Below are 13,167 nucleotides of genomic sequence, written 5' to 3' on the forward strand. Positions count from 1 at the left end.
AACGCACCGCAAGGGGCACCCCCCAGGGGCGCGGGGAACTGCGCGCCCAGCCACGACGGCGGGAAAGCCGGCCGCCCGGCAACAAGGTCGTGGGCGGCGGGAGTCGCCGAACTACGCACCGGACGGTACGCCCGCCGGTGCGTCCTGGCCGTGGCGGGAGACCAGGCTCGCGTACGGGCCCAGCGGGGCCGACGCCAGGCGGATGGCGCCGGTCAGCGGGGGGCCGGGGGCCGGGTGGAGGCTGGCGCGGGGCGGGAGGCCCGCGCGGAGCGGGGTGAGCAGTTGCGGGCCGGCGGCGAAGAGGCCGCCGGTGAAGGCGACGGGGACCTCGGACGTACCGGGGAACGCGTGGACGGCAGCGGTGACCGTGTCCGCCAGATCCGCCGCTGCCGCTTCGACGATCTGCCGGGCCACGCGGTCGCCCTGGGCCGCAGCGGCGAAGACCTGCGGGGCGAGGTGGGCGACGTCGTCCACGACGGTGGGTGAGGCGTACAGGACGCCGGGGTCGGCGCCTGCCAGGGCGGTCGCGGGGCCGCGGCCGTCGCGGGCGCGCAGGATCGCGGCCATGGCGGCGCGGCCGATGGCGAAGGAGCCGCCGCAGTCGCCGAAGAGGTAGCCGTGGCCGTCGAAGCGGCGGGCGACGCCGTCGCCCACGGCCAGGGCGATGACGCCGGTTCCCGCGGCGAGGACGACACCGCGGCCTTCCGGGAGCGCGCCGCCGTGCGCGGTGACGCTGTCGTCGCAGAGCCTGACCTCCCCGCTGACGTCCAGCAACTCGGCGATCCTGGCCGCCAGTTCGGCCCGCGCCGCCGGGTCCGCGGGCAGCCCGGTCAGGCCGAGGCACACCGTGCCGACCGGGCCGGTGAGCCCCGCGTCCGCGGCGGCCCGGGCGACGATCCTGAGGTTGGTGGCGACCGGGTCGCCGCCGTGGGTGAATCCGGGGCCGGCGCCGCGGCGGCCGTCGGAGGCCGCCAGGCGGGTGCCGGACTGGCCGCCGTCGACGGCCACCCATGCGGTCGTGGTCAAGAGGTCTCCCGTGGGATCGGTCGCGGGGCCGGCCCCCTCGGCCGGGCCCCGCGTGTTCAGAAGTCGCCCAGACCGCGCAGGAATTCGACCCGGGCCATGGCGTGCAGTGCGCCGCCCCCTTCGTGCTCGTTGAAGGGGTACACCCGGATCTCCTTCTCGCCCGCGTAGTGGTGGTAGGCCGCGTACACCGTGGACGGCGGGCAGACCGGGTCCATCAGGGCCACCGAGAACAGCGCGGGCGCGCTCGCCCGGGCGGCGAAGTTCATGCCGTCGAAGTAGCTGAGCGTCCTGAAGGTCTGCTCGGCCAGCTCGGGCCGCTTGCGCAGGAACTGGGCGACCTCCCGGAAGGGCACCCGGTCCGAGACGAGGGCGCCGCGTCGGTGGTCGCACAGGAAGGGCACGTCGGGCAGCACCGCGTCCAGGCCCGTGGCGAGCCCGGACGCGGCGAGTGCCAGCCCGCCGCCCTGGCTCGGCCCTGCTGCGGCGAGCAGTTCCGCGCCGACCAGTTCGCGGGCGGCGTCCACCGCCCGGACGGCGTCGGTGATCAGGCGCCGCAGGTAGTGCGCGTGCGGGTCGTGCGCGCCCTGCGTCATGAAGCCGGGCTCGTGCGGCCCGCTGGAGAGCGCGGACACGTCGCCGGTGTCGCCGCGCGAGTGGCCCCGCGCGTCGACCACGAAGTGCGCGATCCCGCAGGCCGCGTACAGCAGGTGCTCGTGTGCCCGCCCGCGCCCGACCCCGTAGCCCTGGAACTCCACGACGCACCAGCGGGCGGTGCGCCCCTTCGGGACGACGAGCCACCCCCGGACGGGCTCGCCGGCCCATCCGGGGAAGGTCACGTCGTAGGTGTCCACGGCGCGCACGCCGGTGTCGACCCGCCCGGCCGCGGGACGGCCGCCCGCGCCGCGGGCCGCGTCCAGGGTGTCCCGCCAGAAGGCGTCGAAGTCGGGCTCGTGGGTGAGGTCCGGCTTGTAGCGGTCGAGTTCGGTCGGGGGCAGGTCGACAACCGGCACGGTGTGCTACCCCACCTTCCAGGAGACGAGTTCCGCGTCGTCGGCGAAGACCAGCCGGCCCGCGTTGTAGACCATCCGCAGGGCGGGCTGGTCCAGCAACGGGCGCCACTTCCCTGAGTTGGTGTCGACCGCGACCACGTGCTGCCCGCCGACGAGCGCGTAGAGCGTGGTGCCGCCGGCGCCGAGGGCGAGTTGGGCGGCTGCTGCGCCGCCGCTGCCCGCGGTGGTGTCCAGCCGGTGCAGGGTGCGGCCGGTCGCGGGGTCGAGCCGCAGGACGTCGCCGTCGACGACCGTCCAGAGCCGGCCGCGCGCGTCGAAGGTGATGGCGTTGATCGACGCCGCGCTCGCCGAGGGGTTGACCTCCCACAGCTTGCGGCCGGTCACCACGTCGTAGGCGAAGACGGTGGCCCGGTCCTGGGTGGTCGGGGTGGTGGACAGGCCGCCTGCGACGGTGGTGGTGCCGTAGACGACGCCGTCGCGAGCGGTCAGCGAGGTGATGCCCTCGTCGGTGACGAAGTTGTCGAGGACCTTCTCGACGGCGCCGGTCTTCGCGTCCAGGACGGACAGGGTCCCGCCCAGCGTGTCGCCCGAGGGCGTGGAGCCGGTGACGACGCGGCCCGCCGTGGTCGCCAGGCCCTGCAGCCTGCTCTGGACGTGCGAGTGGAGGTCGAGGAGCTTGACCGGGTTCTCGGTGCCGCTCGGCGCCTCGTCGGAGTATTCGGAGCTGTACCACGGCTGCGCCGGGTCGTAGCGGTAGACGCGGGCGTCGGGGTAGGCGCCGATGAGCAGGCCCTGCGGGGTCGGCAGGAGCGACTCGATCTGGCTGAAGCGCTGGTACTGCGCCGAGCCGTCGGCCGTCGAGACGGTCGCGAGCCCGCCCTGCAGGAAGCCGCCCGCGTACACCTGGCCGCTGGGTCCCGAGGCGAGCGCGAGGATCTGCGTCGGCTGCCCCGCGACGCTGGTGCGCACCGTCGAGGACTGCCCTGTCGTGGGGTTGTAGCGGAACATCAGGCCGCGCCAGCCGAGGGCGACGATGCTGTCACCGGGGTAGCCGTCGGCGTCCACCGGCGCCCATCCGATGCCGCGGGTGTTGACGATGCGGCCGTACGACATCAGGCCGGTGCGCTGCACCGCGTGCGTCTGCGGGTCGTAGCCGACGAGTTCCGCGGAGCCCGCCGCGTACTGCCGGAAGAACCAGACCCGGCCGTCGGGCCCCGGCGGTGAGACGTCCAGGCCCGCGGCGCCGTCCACGGTGTCGGTCCAGGCGCCGGTGGCCAGGTCGTAGACCCTCAGCGGGCCTGGGAAGGTGCCTTCGCGGGCGTAGAGGAAGTGGCCGTACGCGCGCAGGTCGTTGACGACCCTGCCGGCCGGGTCGGTCATACCGGGCGGGGCTGGCAGCTGCCGTTTGGCGCCGGTGGCCGGGTCGAGTTCGGTGATCTTCCAGGACGCGTACGCGCCCGCGTAGACCTTGCCGTCGGCGTAGGCGATGCTCTTGACGTAGGTCTCGCCCGCCGCCATGGCGCCGAAGTCGTGGAAGGCCCGGGTCTGCGGGTTCCAGCTGAAGACCTTGCCGCCGGGCGAGGTGCCGCCGTAGACGGTGCCGTCAGGGGCGACGACGATGCCCCACACGTAGGTCTCGCCCGGGATCGGCACCCCGAGGTCCTCGGCCGAGGTCGCCCCGGGAGCCAGCCGGAAGAGCTTGCCGTCGCCGTAGGTGCCCGCGTAGACGGTGCCGTCCGCGGCCTGCTCGACCCCGTAGGCGCCGCTCGCGCCGGTGAGGGGGACGCTCAGCAGCGGTGCGCCGCTCGTGGGGTCGACCGCGTTCAGTACGGCCGGGGTGCCGGAGGACGCCGACCACATGACGTGGCGGCCGTCGGCCATGGTCCCGGCCGTGCCGCCTATCAGGAGGGTGTCCTCCAGCGGCACCCCCAGCGACCGCGGCCCCACTGGGGCGGGGCCGGCCGGGGGTGCCGCGGCGGCGGCGGAGGGCAGGCCCCCCGCGGTGAGGGCGGCGAGCAGCGCCGCGGTCACCGCGAGGAGCGTCGTTCTCGGATGCCGCACAGGTCTTCCTCTCTCAGCTGGGGACGACGAAGAGGTGCGTCATCGCCGAGGTGTGGTTGGGGGTGGATCCGGCCTGCCCGGTGGAGTCGGTGAGACCGGCCGCCGCGGCGCCGACGGAGCCGGTGTCGCCCGCGACATGGGTGGTCGTCACCTGGGCGTGGACATGGGTGCAGCCCGGGGCCAGCGTCACGATGGTGTAGAGCGGGATGGCCGCGTGGTTGACGCCGCGCGGCACGGACTCCTGCGTGGTGGCGGGCGGTGCGCTCGCGCACGAGGAGCCGCCCGAGGTGGTCGCGGTGAGCGTGAAGGACGCCGTGGAGTAGTTGGCGGTGCACGGGTCCGTGCCGGCGCACCGGTGGTATTCGACGTCGGCGATGACGGCCAGCTGGCTGTAGCCGGGCGGCAGCGTCCGGTCCACGACGGGCGCGGTCACCGCGGTGGTGACGGGGAGTTCGCCCACCGGCAGCGACTGCTGCATGGCCAGCCCGTTGGTGTCCTCGCCGACGGAGGTGGAGGCGAAGCGCAGGGTGCCGGAGACGGTCTCCTGGGCTACAGAACTGGAGGTCGAGGCGGTGCGCAGGTAGAGGGTGCAGTTCAGGGTGCCGGTGCTGGTCGCGGAGACCAGGAAGCGGGTGACGACGGTGATGTCGCGGTGGGCCGGGTCGCCGGTCGGGGGCAGCACGTTCTCCCCCATGACGACGTTGGAGGCGCCGGCGCCCGAGCAGCGGACCTCGTTGTCGACCAGGTTGACCTGGTCGGCGTCGTAGGCGCGCAACTCCGAGTAGACGTAGGCGGTCCGGCCCGCGGTGACCGGGGTCGAGACGGTCGCCATCGGCACCACCAGCTGGGTCGCCGGGGTGCCGACCGGCGGGGCCGCGGGGATGCCGGTGACGACGGTCGGGCCGAAGTCCTGCGAGGTCGCCGCGCTCGCCGTGCCCGTGTCGGCGATGACGCCGGCCAGTGCGGTGGCGGCGATGGCCGTGGGGACGAGAAGACGCCTCCACCGGGAGCGTTCGGTCATGATTCCTCCATATACGGAACGAATACTGCGCCTACGGTCTGGTTGTTGGCCTCGATCTTGAAGGAGTTGGCGTTCGCGTTCGCGGTCGTCCGGGTGTAGGAGACGAAGTCGCGTGAGGTGCACGCCGGGTCGACGGGCACGTCGGTCAGCCAGGTGCTGATGCGGTAGTGGTGCACGGTGGTGGTGACGGTGGTGCCCTTGAGCGCGCCGTTCGTCGTGGTGCGGCAGACCGACCCGTCGGAGTTCAGCTGGTTGAGGACCAGTTGGGTGCCGACGTAGGAGCTGGTGCCGTCCATCCGCGCACCGGACGAGCGCTGGCACAGGCCGCCGTCGGCGCCGTAGCAGACGGTCACGCTGACGTCGCCGATCGCCTGGACCGCGGTCGCGGCCGCGGGTGCGGTGAAGGCGACGGTGTCCACGTTCGCCGAGGAGTTGACCAGCATGCTGGTGCTGAAAGCCTGCCGGACGGCGCCGATGTCGCCGTCGACGTCCTGGAGATACGACGAGGCGAGCACGGCGATCGAACCTGCCGAGTCTGCCGCGTGGTTGACGAACTGGGCGTAGACCGAGCAGGTCAGCGCCGTGTCGGCGGGTGCGGTGACGAAGCCGCGGGTGAGCATGGTCGTCGGGGTGTTCGCCAGCGCGTTCTGGCCGCTGACGAGCTGGGCGTAGACGGCGCTCTCGCCGGGCCGCTTGCAGTAGATCATGTGCGACACCTCGGTGACCTGCGCGGCGTCGTCGACGTACAGCTTGCTGCTGAGGTAGCGGGTGGAGCCCGCCGGCACCTGGACCGTGCCGCCCAGGCTCCGGGTGGTCTTGGCTCCTGACGGTGTGCTGGACGGGTCGCTCGCGTAGGTGCCCGGCGCCGAGATCGGCACGGCCGTGGCGGCCCGGGCGTCACCTCCCGCGCCGGCGGCGGCGAAGGCCAGTGCGAGCAGTCCGACTGCGAAGCTTCTGCTGAGTGCCGTCTTCATGTGGTTCGCTCCTCGCGTCCACCATTTACGGACCGGACCGTAATTGCCATGAACATAGAGACGCCCACGGCCCGGCGTCAAGACGCCGGGCCGTGCCGGGATCAGCGGATGCCAAGGCGGGCTCGCGGGCTCAACCCGCCAGGCGCGGCAGTACGTCCTTGCCGAAGGCCTCGATCGCCCGCAGCGCGTCGGCCTGCGGCATGCCGGGCGGCTGGATGCGCAGGATGACGCCGTCGGCACCCATCTTCGCGTACGCGTCCAGGCGTTCCGCGCACTCCTGGGGGGAGCCGATGACGCTGCGGGCTGCGATGTCGTCCCACTCCTGGGCGTAGCGGGCGGCGTCCATCGAGGTGCGCTTCCAGTCGCCGTAGGCGTCGTACAGGCCGCGCAGCGGCTCCTCGAGCGCCGCGCGGGCCTGCTGACCCGTGGGGGCGCAGTAGCCCTCGCGGCAGACGATCACCTCGGCGCCGAGGGTGTCCGGGCCGCGCTCGTAGCCGCGGTAGGCGGCGATCTTCGCCGGGAGTTCCGCGTCGGTCTCGTTGAAGGACGTCGTCCAGCCGTCGCACATCAGGGCGGTGCGCTCCAGGGCGGCCGGGACCCGGCCGCCGTTCCAGATCCGCGGGCGGGGGCGCTGGGCGGGGCGGGGCGAGAGGAAGGCCCCGTCGAGCGTGGTGAAGCGGCCCTTGTGGCTCACCGAGTCCTCGGTCCACAGCCGTTTGACCAGGTCGAGGCATTCGGTGAAGCGGGCCACCCGGTCGCGCGGCTCGGTGCCGTACAGCGCGAACTCCTCGGGCCGGTAGCCGAGGACGAAGCCGGCGGTCAGCCGGCCGCCGGACAGCACGTCGATGTGCGCGAGGGTCTCGGCGAGCCAGGCCGGGTGGTAGACCGGGGCGATCAGGCCGGCTGTCGCCAGGCCGATCCGGTCGGTGTGCGCCGCCAGCCACGTCAGCGAGGTCAGCGCCTCGTGGTAGCCGGGGCGGTGCAGATGGCGCTCGCCGAGCACCACCCAGTCGAAGCCGGCCTCCTCGGCGAGCCGGGCCTGCTCGACGGCGTCGGCGAGGCCGGGCCGGTCGGCCCGGTCGGCGTACAGGTTGACATACAGGCCGAGTCGCATCGGTCGGCGCCCTTCTCTGTGGCGGGGGTTGGGTGGGTGGCGGTCCGGCCTCGTGCCGCTGCGGATCCGCGGCGGCCGGGTTCCGAGGTTCGGTCTTTACGGTCTGGACCGAAAAGGCTAGCGTGCGGGGAGCGGATGAGAAAGCATCAGCGGGAAAGGGATGATCCATGGCAGAGGAATTGATCGAGCGGCTGCGCGGCACCGCGCTGCCCGCCGTGCTCACGCCCATGCGGGACGACGGCACGATCGACTTCGACGCCCTGGACGGCTACGCAGCCCGTATAGCCGCCCGCCCCATCGGCGGAGTCGCGGTCTGGGCGCACACCGGACGCGGCCTCCACCTCGGCGAGGACGACCGGGCCGCGGTACTGCGCACCTGGCGGGCCGCGACGACGACGCCGGTCGTCGCCGGCGTCGGGGTGCCGCGCGGCGAGCAGCCGGAATCGCCCGACGAGGCGGTCGACGCGGCGGTGCGGATGGCGGTGGCAGCCGCTGGTCTCGGCGCGGACGCCGTGATGGTCTACCCGCTGGCCTCTCTCGCCGCCCTGCCGGACGGCCACGCCCGGGCGGTGGCGATGCACGAGCGGGTCGCCGCCGAGAGCGGCCTGCCGGTGCTCGGCTTCTACCTGCACGGTGAGGCCGGCGGCTACGCCTACCCGCCCGACCTGATCCGCGACCTCCTCGCCCTGCCGGCGTGCCTGGGCGTCAAGCTCGCCACCCTGGACCGGGCGATGGCCTGCCAGGACGCGATCCGGGCCGCCCAGCCCAGCGGGCGCCTGGTGGTGACCGGCGAGGACCGGATGTTCGGCCCGTCCCTGATGTGGGGCGCGGACACCGCGCTGGTCGGCATCGCCGCCGCCCAGGTGGAGCTGACCGCGGCGGTCCTCGACGCCTGGAAGGCCGGCGACCAGGCCGCCTTCGTCCGAGCGTCGAACCGCCTCGACCACTTCGCCGAGGCCACCTTCTACGCCCCGATCGAAGGCTATGTGCAGCGCATGATGTGGGCAGCGGTGTGGGAAGGCCTCCTGCCGGAGTCCGCGGCCCACGACCCGTACGGCCCGCGGCTGCCCGCCCAGGAACGCGACCGCGTGGTGCGCTGCCTGGAGGAACTGGCGACGGAGGCCTAGGCCGTGTTTTGGAAGTAGCACCGTCCGCCCACAGGGCGGGCCCCGCGGCGTCTGGTGCGTGCGATCGCAAGGCGGAGGGTCGTCCTCGTAGTGGGCCTACTCGGACGACTCCGACAACGCAGCGAGCGTGCGTGCCAGGCGTCGCGGGGCAGGCGGGACTTCCACAACACGGCCTAGCGGCGCTGGGCGCGCCCGACGTCGCCCCGTCTGCCCGAAGGGCGGGTGCGTGCGCCGTCCCCCCGCCTCCGCCGGGAGGCGCCCGCGGCGGAGGCCGCCCTTGCAGGGTGCCCACCCGGAGGTGCCCGAAGCCGAAGGCATCCTGCACGCCAGGCGCCGTCCGCCGGACGGGACATCGCGGCCGCGCCCCAGTGCGCCCGGGGCACCCGCGGCACCCGCCGCAGCAGCCGCGACTCGCCGCCGTCCGCCGGACGGGACATCGCGGCCACACCGCCGAACCCCGGAAGCACTCACCCCCCGCACCGCAGCCGCGGCGACCCGGCGCCGTCCGCCGGACGTGACACCGCGGCCGCGCCCCATGGAACCCGGGGCACCCGCGGCCCCCGCCGCAGCCGCAACTCGGCACCCCCCGCCCGACGCGACATCGCGGCCACACCCCATGGAACCCGGGGCACCCGCGGCACCCGCCGCAGCCGCGACTCGCCGCCGTCCGCCGGACGCGACTTCCCAGCCACCCCCCCAGAGCGCTCGCGGCCCCGCCGCAGCCGCGACTCGCCGCCGCCGTCCGCCGGACGTGACACCGCGGCCGCGCCCCATGGAACCCGGGGCACCCGCGGCCCCCGCCGCAGCCGCAACTCGGCACCCCCCGCCCGACGCGACATCGCAGCCGCGGCCCGGGGCGCTCGCGGCACCCGCCGCGGTGGCTCATGTCGGCGAGGGCAGGGCGAACAGCTCCGTGGCGTTGCGCCACAGCACCCGTTCCAGTTCGTCAGGGGTGAAGGCGGCGTCCCTGATCACGCCCAGGGCCACGCACGGGTCGACCAGGGTGGAGTCGGTGCCGAAGAGCAGGCGTTCGACCGGGACGCCGGCCTGGCGGGCGTAGGGGATCCTGCCGGCGTCCGCGACCGTGCGGCAGTGTTCCAGGTAGAGCCGGTCGCAGGAGGCCGCCGCGTGGGCGGCCTCCTGCCACGCGTCGCCGCCCGCGTGGCCGACGATGACGCGGAGCCGCGGGAGGCCGGCGAGCAGCCCGGGCAGCAGGGCCACGTCGGGCCCCCAGGTGTGCAGCAGCAGCGGCACCCCGGCCTCGTCCAGCATCGCGAACGTCTCGCGCATCTGCGGCGAGCCGATCGACCGGCCCGGGTACGTCGTGTGGATCTTCGCCCCGACGAAGCGGCCGGTGTCCATGCAGCGGCGCAGGTCGGCGGCGCTGTCCTCGACCCGGTTGGGGTTGACGACGGCGTAGCCGCGCAGCCGCGGCTCGGCCCCGAGCACCTCGCGCAGCGCCGCGTTGCCGCCGACCGCGTCGTAGGTGACCGCCTCGGCGGCCGACACGATCTGCAGGTCGATGCCGTAGCGGTCCATCAGCTCCAGGTTGAGCCGGGTGCTGCCGACGTCCATGTGGAAGGGCCACGGCCCCCAGTGCGCGTGCACATCGATGATCGGCATCAGCGCACCAGCTCCTCGACGTTGCCGCCCGCGACGGCCGCACGGTCCTGTGCGGAGATGCGGGCGTACCGCAGCCGCAAGGTCTGCGGCGAGATGTCCATGAAGGGGGTGCGCGACCCGAACACCAGGTGGCGCGCGCCCACGCTCTCCACGACCCGCTCGACCGAGTCCGGCGCGGACAGCATCCGGGTGGTGGCGCGGAAGCCCGGCTCCGCGCGGGCCAGCAGCAGGAAGTCGGCGAGGAAGTAGGCGTGCAGGTCGAGGAAGACCACCTGGGCGCCGCGGCCCGCCAGTGCGGGGCCGAAGCGGCGCACGTCGCCGTCGTGCAGCAGCACCAGGCCGCGGGCGAGGGCGAGGTCCACGACGTGCCGGTAGCCGGGGAAGCCGGGCTCGGCGCCCTGCTCGACGGTGAAGAGCCGCAGGAAGCGCACCCCGGCCGCGGTGAGCGCGTCCAGTTGCGGTTCTGCGGCCAGCGCGTCGCGCAGGTCGACGGTGCCGACGGGCAGCAGCTCGGGGCAGCCGGCGAGGTCCTCGACGGTCTGGGCGTTGCCCGCGGCGGCGTCGAAGAGGGCGCCGCGGGAGCTGAGTGCGAGGCCGCGTTGGACGGGCGAGCCGTGCAGCCGCTCGCGCACCGCGGCCAGGCCGACGTCGGCGTGGCGGCTGGGCCAGGGGCCGTAGAGCACGTCGACGTCCCAGCCGACGCGCTCCAGCGGGCTCGGCTCCAGCCATGCGTAGCGGCTCATGCGGCGTGGACCAGGCGGATGGCGCGGGCGATGTCGTCGACGTCGGCGGGCGTGTAGGCCTCGTTCCACGGCAGCGCGAGCAGGGTGCTGTCGACCATCCGCTCGGCCTCGGGGCACAGGCCCGCGGGGTAGCCGGTGAAGACGGGGTTCGCGTACAGCGTGCGCTCCAGGTAGCCGGCCATCGCGGGCACGCCCTCCGCGGTGAGCGCCTTGGCCCAGCGGTCGTTGTCCTCGACCAGCAGCGGGAAGAGCCACCAGGCGTGCCCGGCCCGCTGCTGCGGCACCCTGACACCGTCCAGGCCGCCGATGGCGGCGACCAGCTGCTCGGCGTGCGCTCGGCGCAGCCGGACGACCTCGGCGACCTTGCCGAGCTGCGCCCTGGCCACGGCCGCGGCGAGTTCGGTGATCCGGTAGTTGAGGCCCATCTCCCGATGCACGCGGCCCTCGGTGCGGTCCCAGCCCTTGTCGGCGAACAGCCGCATCCGGCGGGCGAGTTCGGGATCGTCGGTGGTCGCGAGGCCGCCGTCGCCCGCGGTGATGTGCTTGAACTGCTGGAGGCTGAAGCAGGCGATGTCGCCCAGGGTGCCGAGCAGCCGGCCGTCGGCGTCCTCGCCCAGCCAGGCCTGCGCGCAGTCCTCGATGAGCAGCAGCCCGTGCTCGTCGCAGATACGGCGCAGCCGCCCCGTGTCGGCCGCGCCGCCGAAGAGGTGCACCGCGATGACGGCGCGGGTGCGCGGGGTGATGGCCGCCTCGACGGCGTCCGGGTCGAGGTTGCCGTCGCCGGGCAGGACGTCGGCGAAGACGACCCGGCCGCCCTGGGCCAGCACGGGTGCGACCGTGCCGAAGTCCGAGATGGGGGTGGTGATCACCTCGTCGCCCGGCCGGATCCCGGCCGCCGCGACGGCCAGGTGCAGCGCAGCCGTCCCCGAGCTGCACGCCACCGCGGCCCGCCGCCCGTACAGCTGCGCCATCTCGGCTTCCAGCGCCCGGCCCTCGGGGCCGAACGTGCTGCACAGCACGCCGGAGTCGAGCACCCGCAGCACCGCCTCGCGCTCCTCGGCGCCGATCGTCCTGCCGTGCGGATCGAGGACGGAGGGAAGGGGCCTGTCGCGTACGGGCATGACGGCGTGTCCTTTCTGCGCGGTGCGATTATGGCCTGGACCGGAAGTTACGTCGCACGGCGACGGGGCGTCAAGACACCTCCGCGCACCCGCCGACCGCTCCGGCGGGCACCGCCCGGCCAACTCTGCACCGCCGGGCCTGATATGCCGCCCCGAGATCCTTGTCACCGCAGGCCCGGGGAGTTACGGTCTAGACCGTAACTGGATGTCCTGGCCGGATCGCCTCCAGCCTCCGGCCGAAGCGTCAGGAGCCGCGCTTGAGAATCGCCTCCGTCCGTACGCGTGTCGTCAGCGCCCCGTACGTGCGTCCCTTCGTCATCAGCAGCGGCAGCAGCCCGCAACTGGTCAGCCTCGTGGCCGAGGTGGAGTGCTCCGACGGGCTCACGGGCTACGGCGAGGCCTCCCCCATGACCGCCTTCACCGGCGACACGATGGCCGGCCTCCAGGCGGCGATCGACGGGCACCTGGCCCCGGCGCTGGCCGGCCGCGACCCGCTCGACCTGGCAGGCGCGCACCAGGCGATGGACACCGCGATACGCGGCCAGCACCTGGCCAAGGCGGCGCTGGACATGGCCCTGCACGACCTGGCGGGCCGCAGCGCGGGCTGGCCGGTGCACCTGCTGCTGGGCGGGCGGATCCGCGAGAGCGTGCCCACCGCGTGGGTCGTGGGCCTGGGCACCCTGGACGAGATGGCGGCGGAAGCCGTCGACTACGCGGGCCGCGGCTTCACCCACATCAAGGTCAAGGGCGGTGTGAACCCCGCCCTTGACGTGGAGCTGGTACGTGCCGTGCGTTCGGCGCTGCCCGCGGGGGTGGAACTGTCGCTGGACGCCAACGAGGGCTACGACGGCAACAGTGCCGCCCGCACCCTGCGCGCGATGGCCGACGCGGGGCTCGACCTGGTCGAACAGCCGCTGCCGCACTGGGACGTGGCGGGCCTCGCGGCGCTGCGCGGACAGGTCGGCGTACGGCTGATGGCCGACGAGAGCATGCAGTCCCTGCACGGAGCGCTCGACCTGATCCGCAGGGGCGCGGTGGACGTGCTGAACATCAAGATCCTCAAGGTGGGGGGGCTCTACCGGGCCCGCCAGATCGCGGCGCTCGCCGAGGCCGCGGGCCTCGCGGTGAAGATCGGCACGATGCCCGAGCTGGGTGTGGCGACGCTGGCGGCGGTGCACCTGGCAGCCGCCCTCCCGCATGCCACGGTCCCGGCCGACCTGGTCGGCCCGCTGCTGGTGCACGAGGAGCCGCTGGCGCCGTCGGCCTTCGCGTCCGCGTCGGGGGGCTGGGTGAAGGTGCCGACGGGGGCGGGGCTGGGGCACGAACTGGGGTGAGGGCAGTAGGAGC

Annotated in this window: 11 protein-coding genes; 2 read left to right on the forward strand and 9 right to left on the reverse strand. The window is 74.1% G+C overall.

What is annotated here, in order from left to right; all coding sequences use genetic code 11:
• Nucleotides 1–111: 111 nt before the first annotated feature.
• The 6 genes from JT723_RS19055 to JT723_RS19080 form a co-directional block, all read right to left on the reverse strand.
• Nucleotides 112–1,026, reverse strand: coding sequence for an N-acetylglucosamine kinase (locus JT723_RS19055; protein WP_205045893.1), 915 nt, complete (start codon nt 1,024–1,026; stop codon nt 112–114).
• Between the two features lie 56 nt (nt 1,027–1,082).
• Nucleotides 1,083–2,036: an acetylxylan esterase gene (locus JT723_RS19060; protein ID WP_205045894.1), complete on the reverse strand. Its 954-nt coding sequence runs from the start codon at nt 2,034–2,036 to the stop codon at nt 1,083–1,085.
• Nucleotides 2,037–2,042: 6 nt separating this feature from the next.
• Nucleotides 2,043–4,097, reverse strand: a complete 2,055-nt coding sequence (locus JT723_RS19065; protein ID WP_205045895.1) for an outer membrane protein assembly factor BamB family protein — start codon at nt 4,095–4,097, stop codon at nt 2,043–2,045.
• Between the two features lie 13 nt (nt 4,098–4,110).
• Complete coding sequence (locus tag JT723_RS19070; protein WP_205045896.1) at nt 4,111–5,118, reverse strand: hypothetical protein; 1,008 nt, start codon at nt 5,116–5,118, stop codon at nt 4,111–4,113.
• A complete protein-coding gene (locus JT723_RS19075) occupies nt 5,115–6,092 on the reverse strand; it encodes a hypothetical protein (RefSeq protein ID WP_205045897.1) in 978 nt (325 codons plus the stop codon). The genes JT723_RS19070 and JT723_RS19075 overlap by 4 nt, the downstream gene beginning before the upstream one ends.
• A gap of 130 nt (nt 6,093–6,222) precedes the next feature.
• On the reverse strand, nt 6,223–7,206 hold the full coding sequence (locus JT723_RS19080) for an LLM class flavin-dependent oxidoreductase (RefSeq protein ID WP_205045898.1): 984 nt from the start codon (nt 7,204–7,206) through the stop codon (nt 6,223–6,225).
• Between the two features lie 167 nt (nt 7,207–7,373).
• Between JT723_RS19080 and JT723_RS19085 the strand changes: the two genes are divergently transcribed.
• Nucleotides 7,374–8,333 carry a dihydrodipicolinate synthase family protein gene (locus tag JT723_RS19085; RefSeq protein ID WP_205045899.1) on the forward strand — a complete coding sequence of 320 codons (960 nt, stop codon included), beginning with the start codon at nt 7,374–7,376 and terminating at the stop codon, nt 8,331–8,333.
• Between the two features lie 882 nt (nt 8,334–9,215).
• Here the strand turns inward: JT723_RS19085 and JT723_RS19090 are convergent.
• The 3 genes from JT723_RS19090 to JT723_RS19100 are packed head-to-tail and all read right to left on the reverse strand — an operon-like array spanning nt 9,216 to nt 11,820.
• Entirely contained in the window at nt 9,216–9,956 is a 741-nt protein-coding gene (locus JT723_RS19090; RefSeq protein ID WP_205045900.1) for an amidohydrolase family protein, read from the reverse strand.
• Entirely contained in the window at nt 9,956–10,699 is a 744-nt protein-coding gene (locus JT723_RS19095; RefSeq protein ID WP_205045901.1) for a hypothetical protein, read from the reverse strand. Before JT723_RS19095 ends, JT723_RS19090 begins: the two co-directional genes overlap by 1 nt.
• On the reverse strand, nt 10,696–11,820 hold the full coding sequence (locus JT723_RS19100) for a DegT/DnrJ/EryC1/StrS family aminotransferase (protein ID WP_205045902.1): 1,125 nt from the start codon (nt 11,818–11,820) through the stop codon (nt 10,696–10,698). The genes JT723_RS19095 and JT723_RS19100 overlap by 4 nt, the downstream gene beginning before the upstream one ends.
• Before the next feature lie 257 nt (nt 11,821–12,077).
• On the opposite strand from JT723_RS19100, the gene JT723_RS19105 reads away from it, so the two are divergent.
• Nucleotides 12,078–13,154 carry a mandelate racemase/muconate lactonizing enzyme family protein gene (locus tag JT723_RS19105; protein WP_205045903.1) on the forward strand — a complete coding sequence of 359 codons (1,077 nt, stop codon included), beginning with the start codon at nt 12,078–12,080 and terminating at the stop codon, nt 13,152–13,154.
• The last annotated feature ends 13 nt before the right edge of the window (nt 13,155–13,167 follow it).

The sequence above is a fragment of the Actinacidiphila bryophytorum genome (assembly GCF_016916835.1).
In the GTDB taxonomy this organism is placed as follows: Bacteria; Actinomycetota; Actinomycetes; order Streptomycetales; family Streptomycetaceae; genus Actinacidiphila; species Actinacidiphila bryophytorum.

What these genes read in the sequence shown, in the direction of transcription:
- JT723_RS19100 (WP_205045902.1), bottom strand. Translation starts at nt 11,820, where the DNA reads ATGCCCGTACGCGACAGGCCCCTTCCCTCCGTCCTCGATCCGCACGGC.
- JT723_RS19090 (WP_205045900.1), bottom strand. Translation starts at nt 9,956, where the DNA reads ATGCCGATCATCGATGTGCACGCGCACTGGGGGCCGTGGCCCTTCCAC.
- JT723_RS19070 (WP_205045896.1), bottom strand. Translation starts at nt 5,118, where the DNA reads ATGACCGAACGCTCCCGGTGGAGGCGTCTTCTCGTCCCCACGGCCATC.
- JT723_RS19085 (WP_205045899.1), top strand. Translation starts at nt 7,374, where the DNA reads ATGGCAGAGGAATTGATCGAGCGGCTGCGCGGCACCGCGCTGCCCGCC.
- JT723_RS19095 (WP_205045901.1), bottom strand. Translation starts at nt 10,699, where the DNA reads ATGAGCCGCTACGCATGGCTGGAGCCGAGCCCGCTGGAGCGCGTCGGC.
- JT723_RS19080 (WP_205045898.1), bottom strand. Translation starts at nt 7,206, where the DNA reads ATGCGACTCGGCCTGTATGTCAACCTGTACGCCGACCGGGCCGACCGG.
- JT723_RS19075 (WP_205045897.1), bottom strand. Translation starts at nt 6,092, where the DNA reads ATGAAGACGGCACTCAGCAGAAGCTTCGCAGTCGGACTGCTCGCACTG.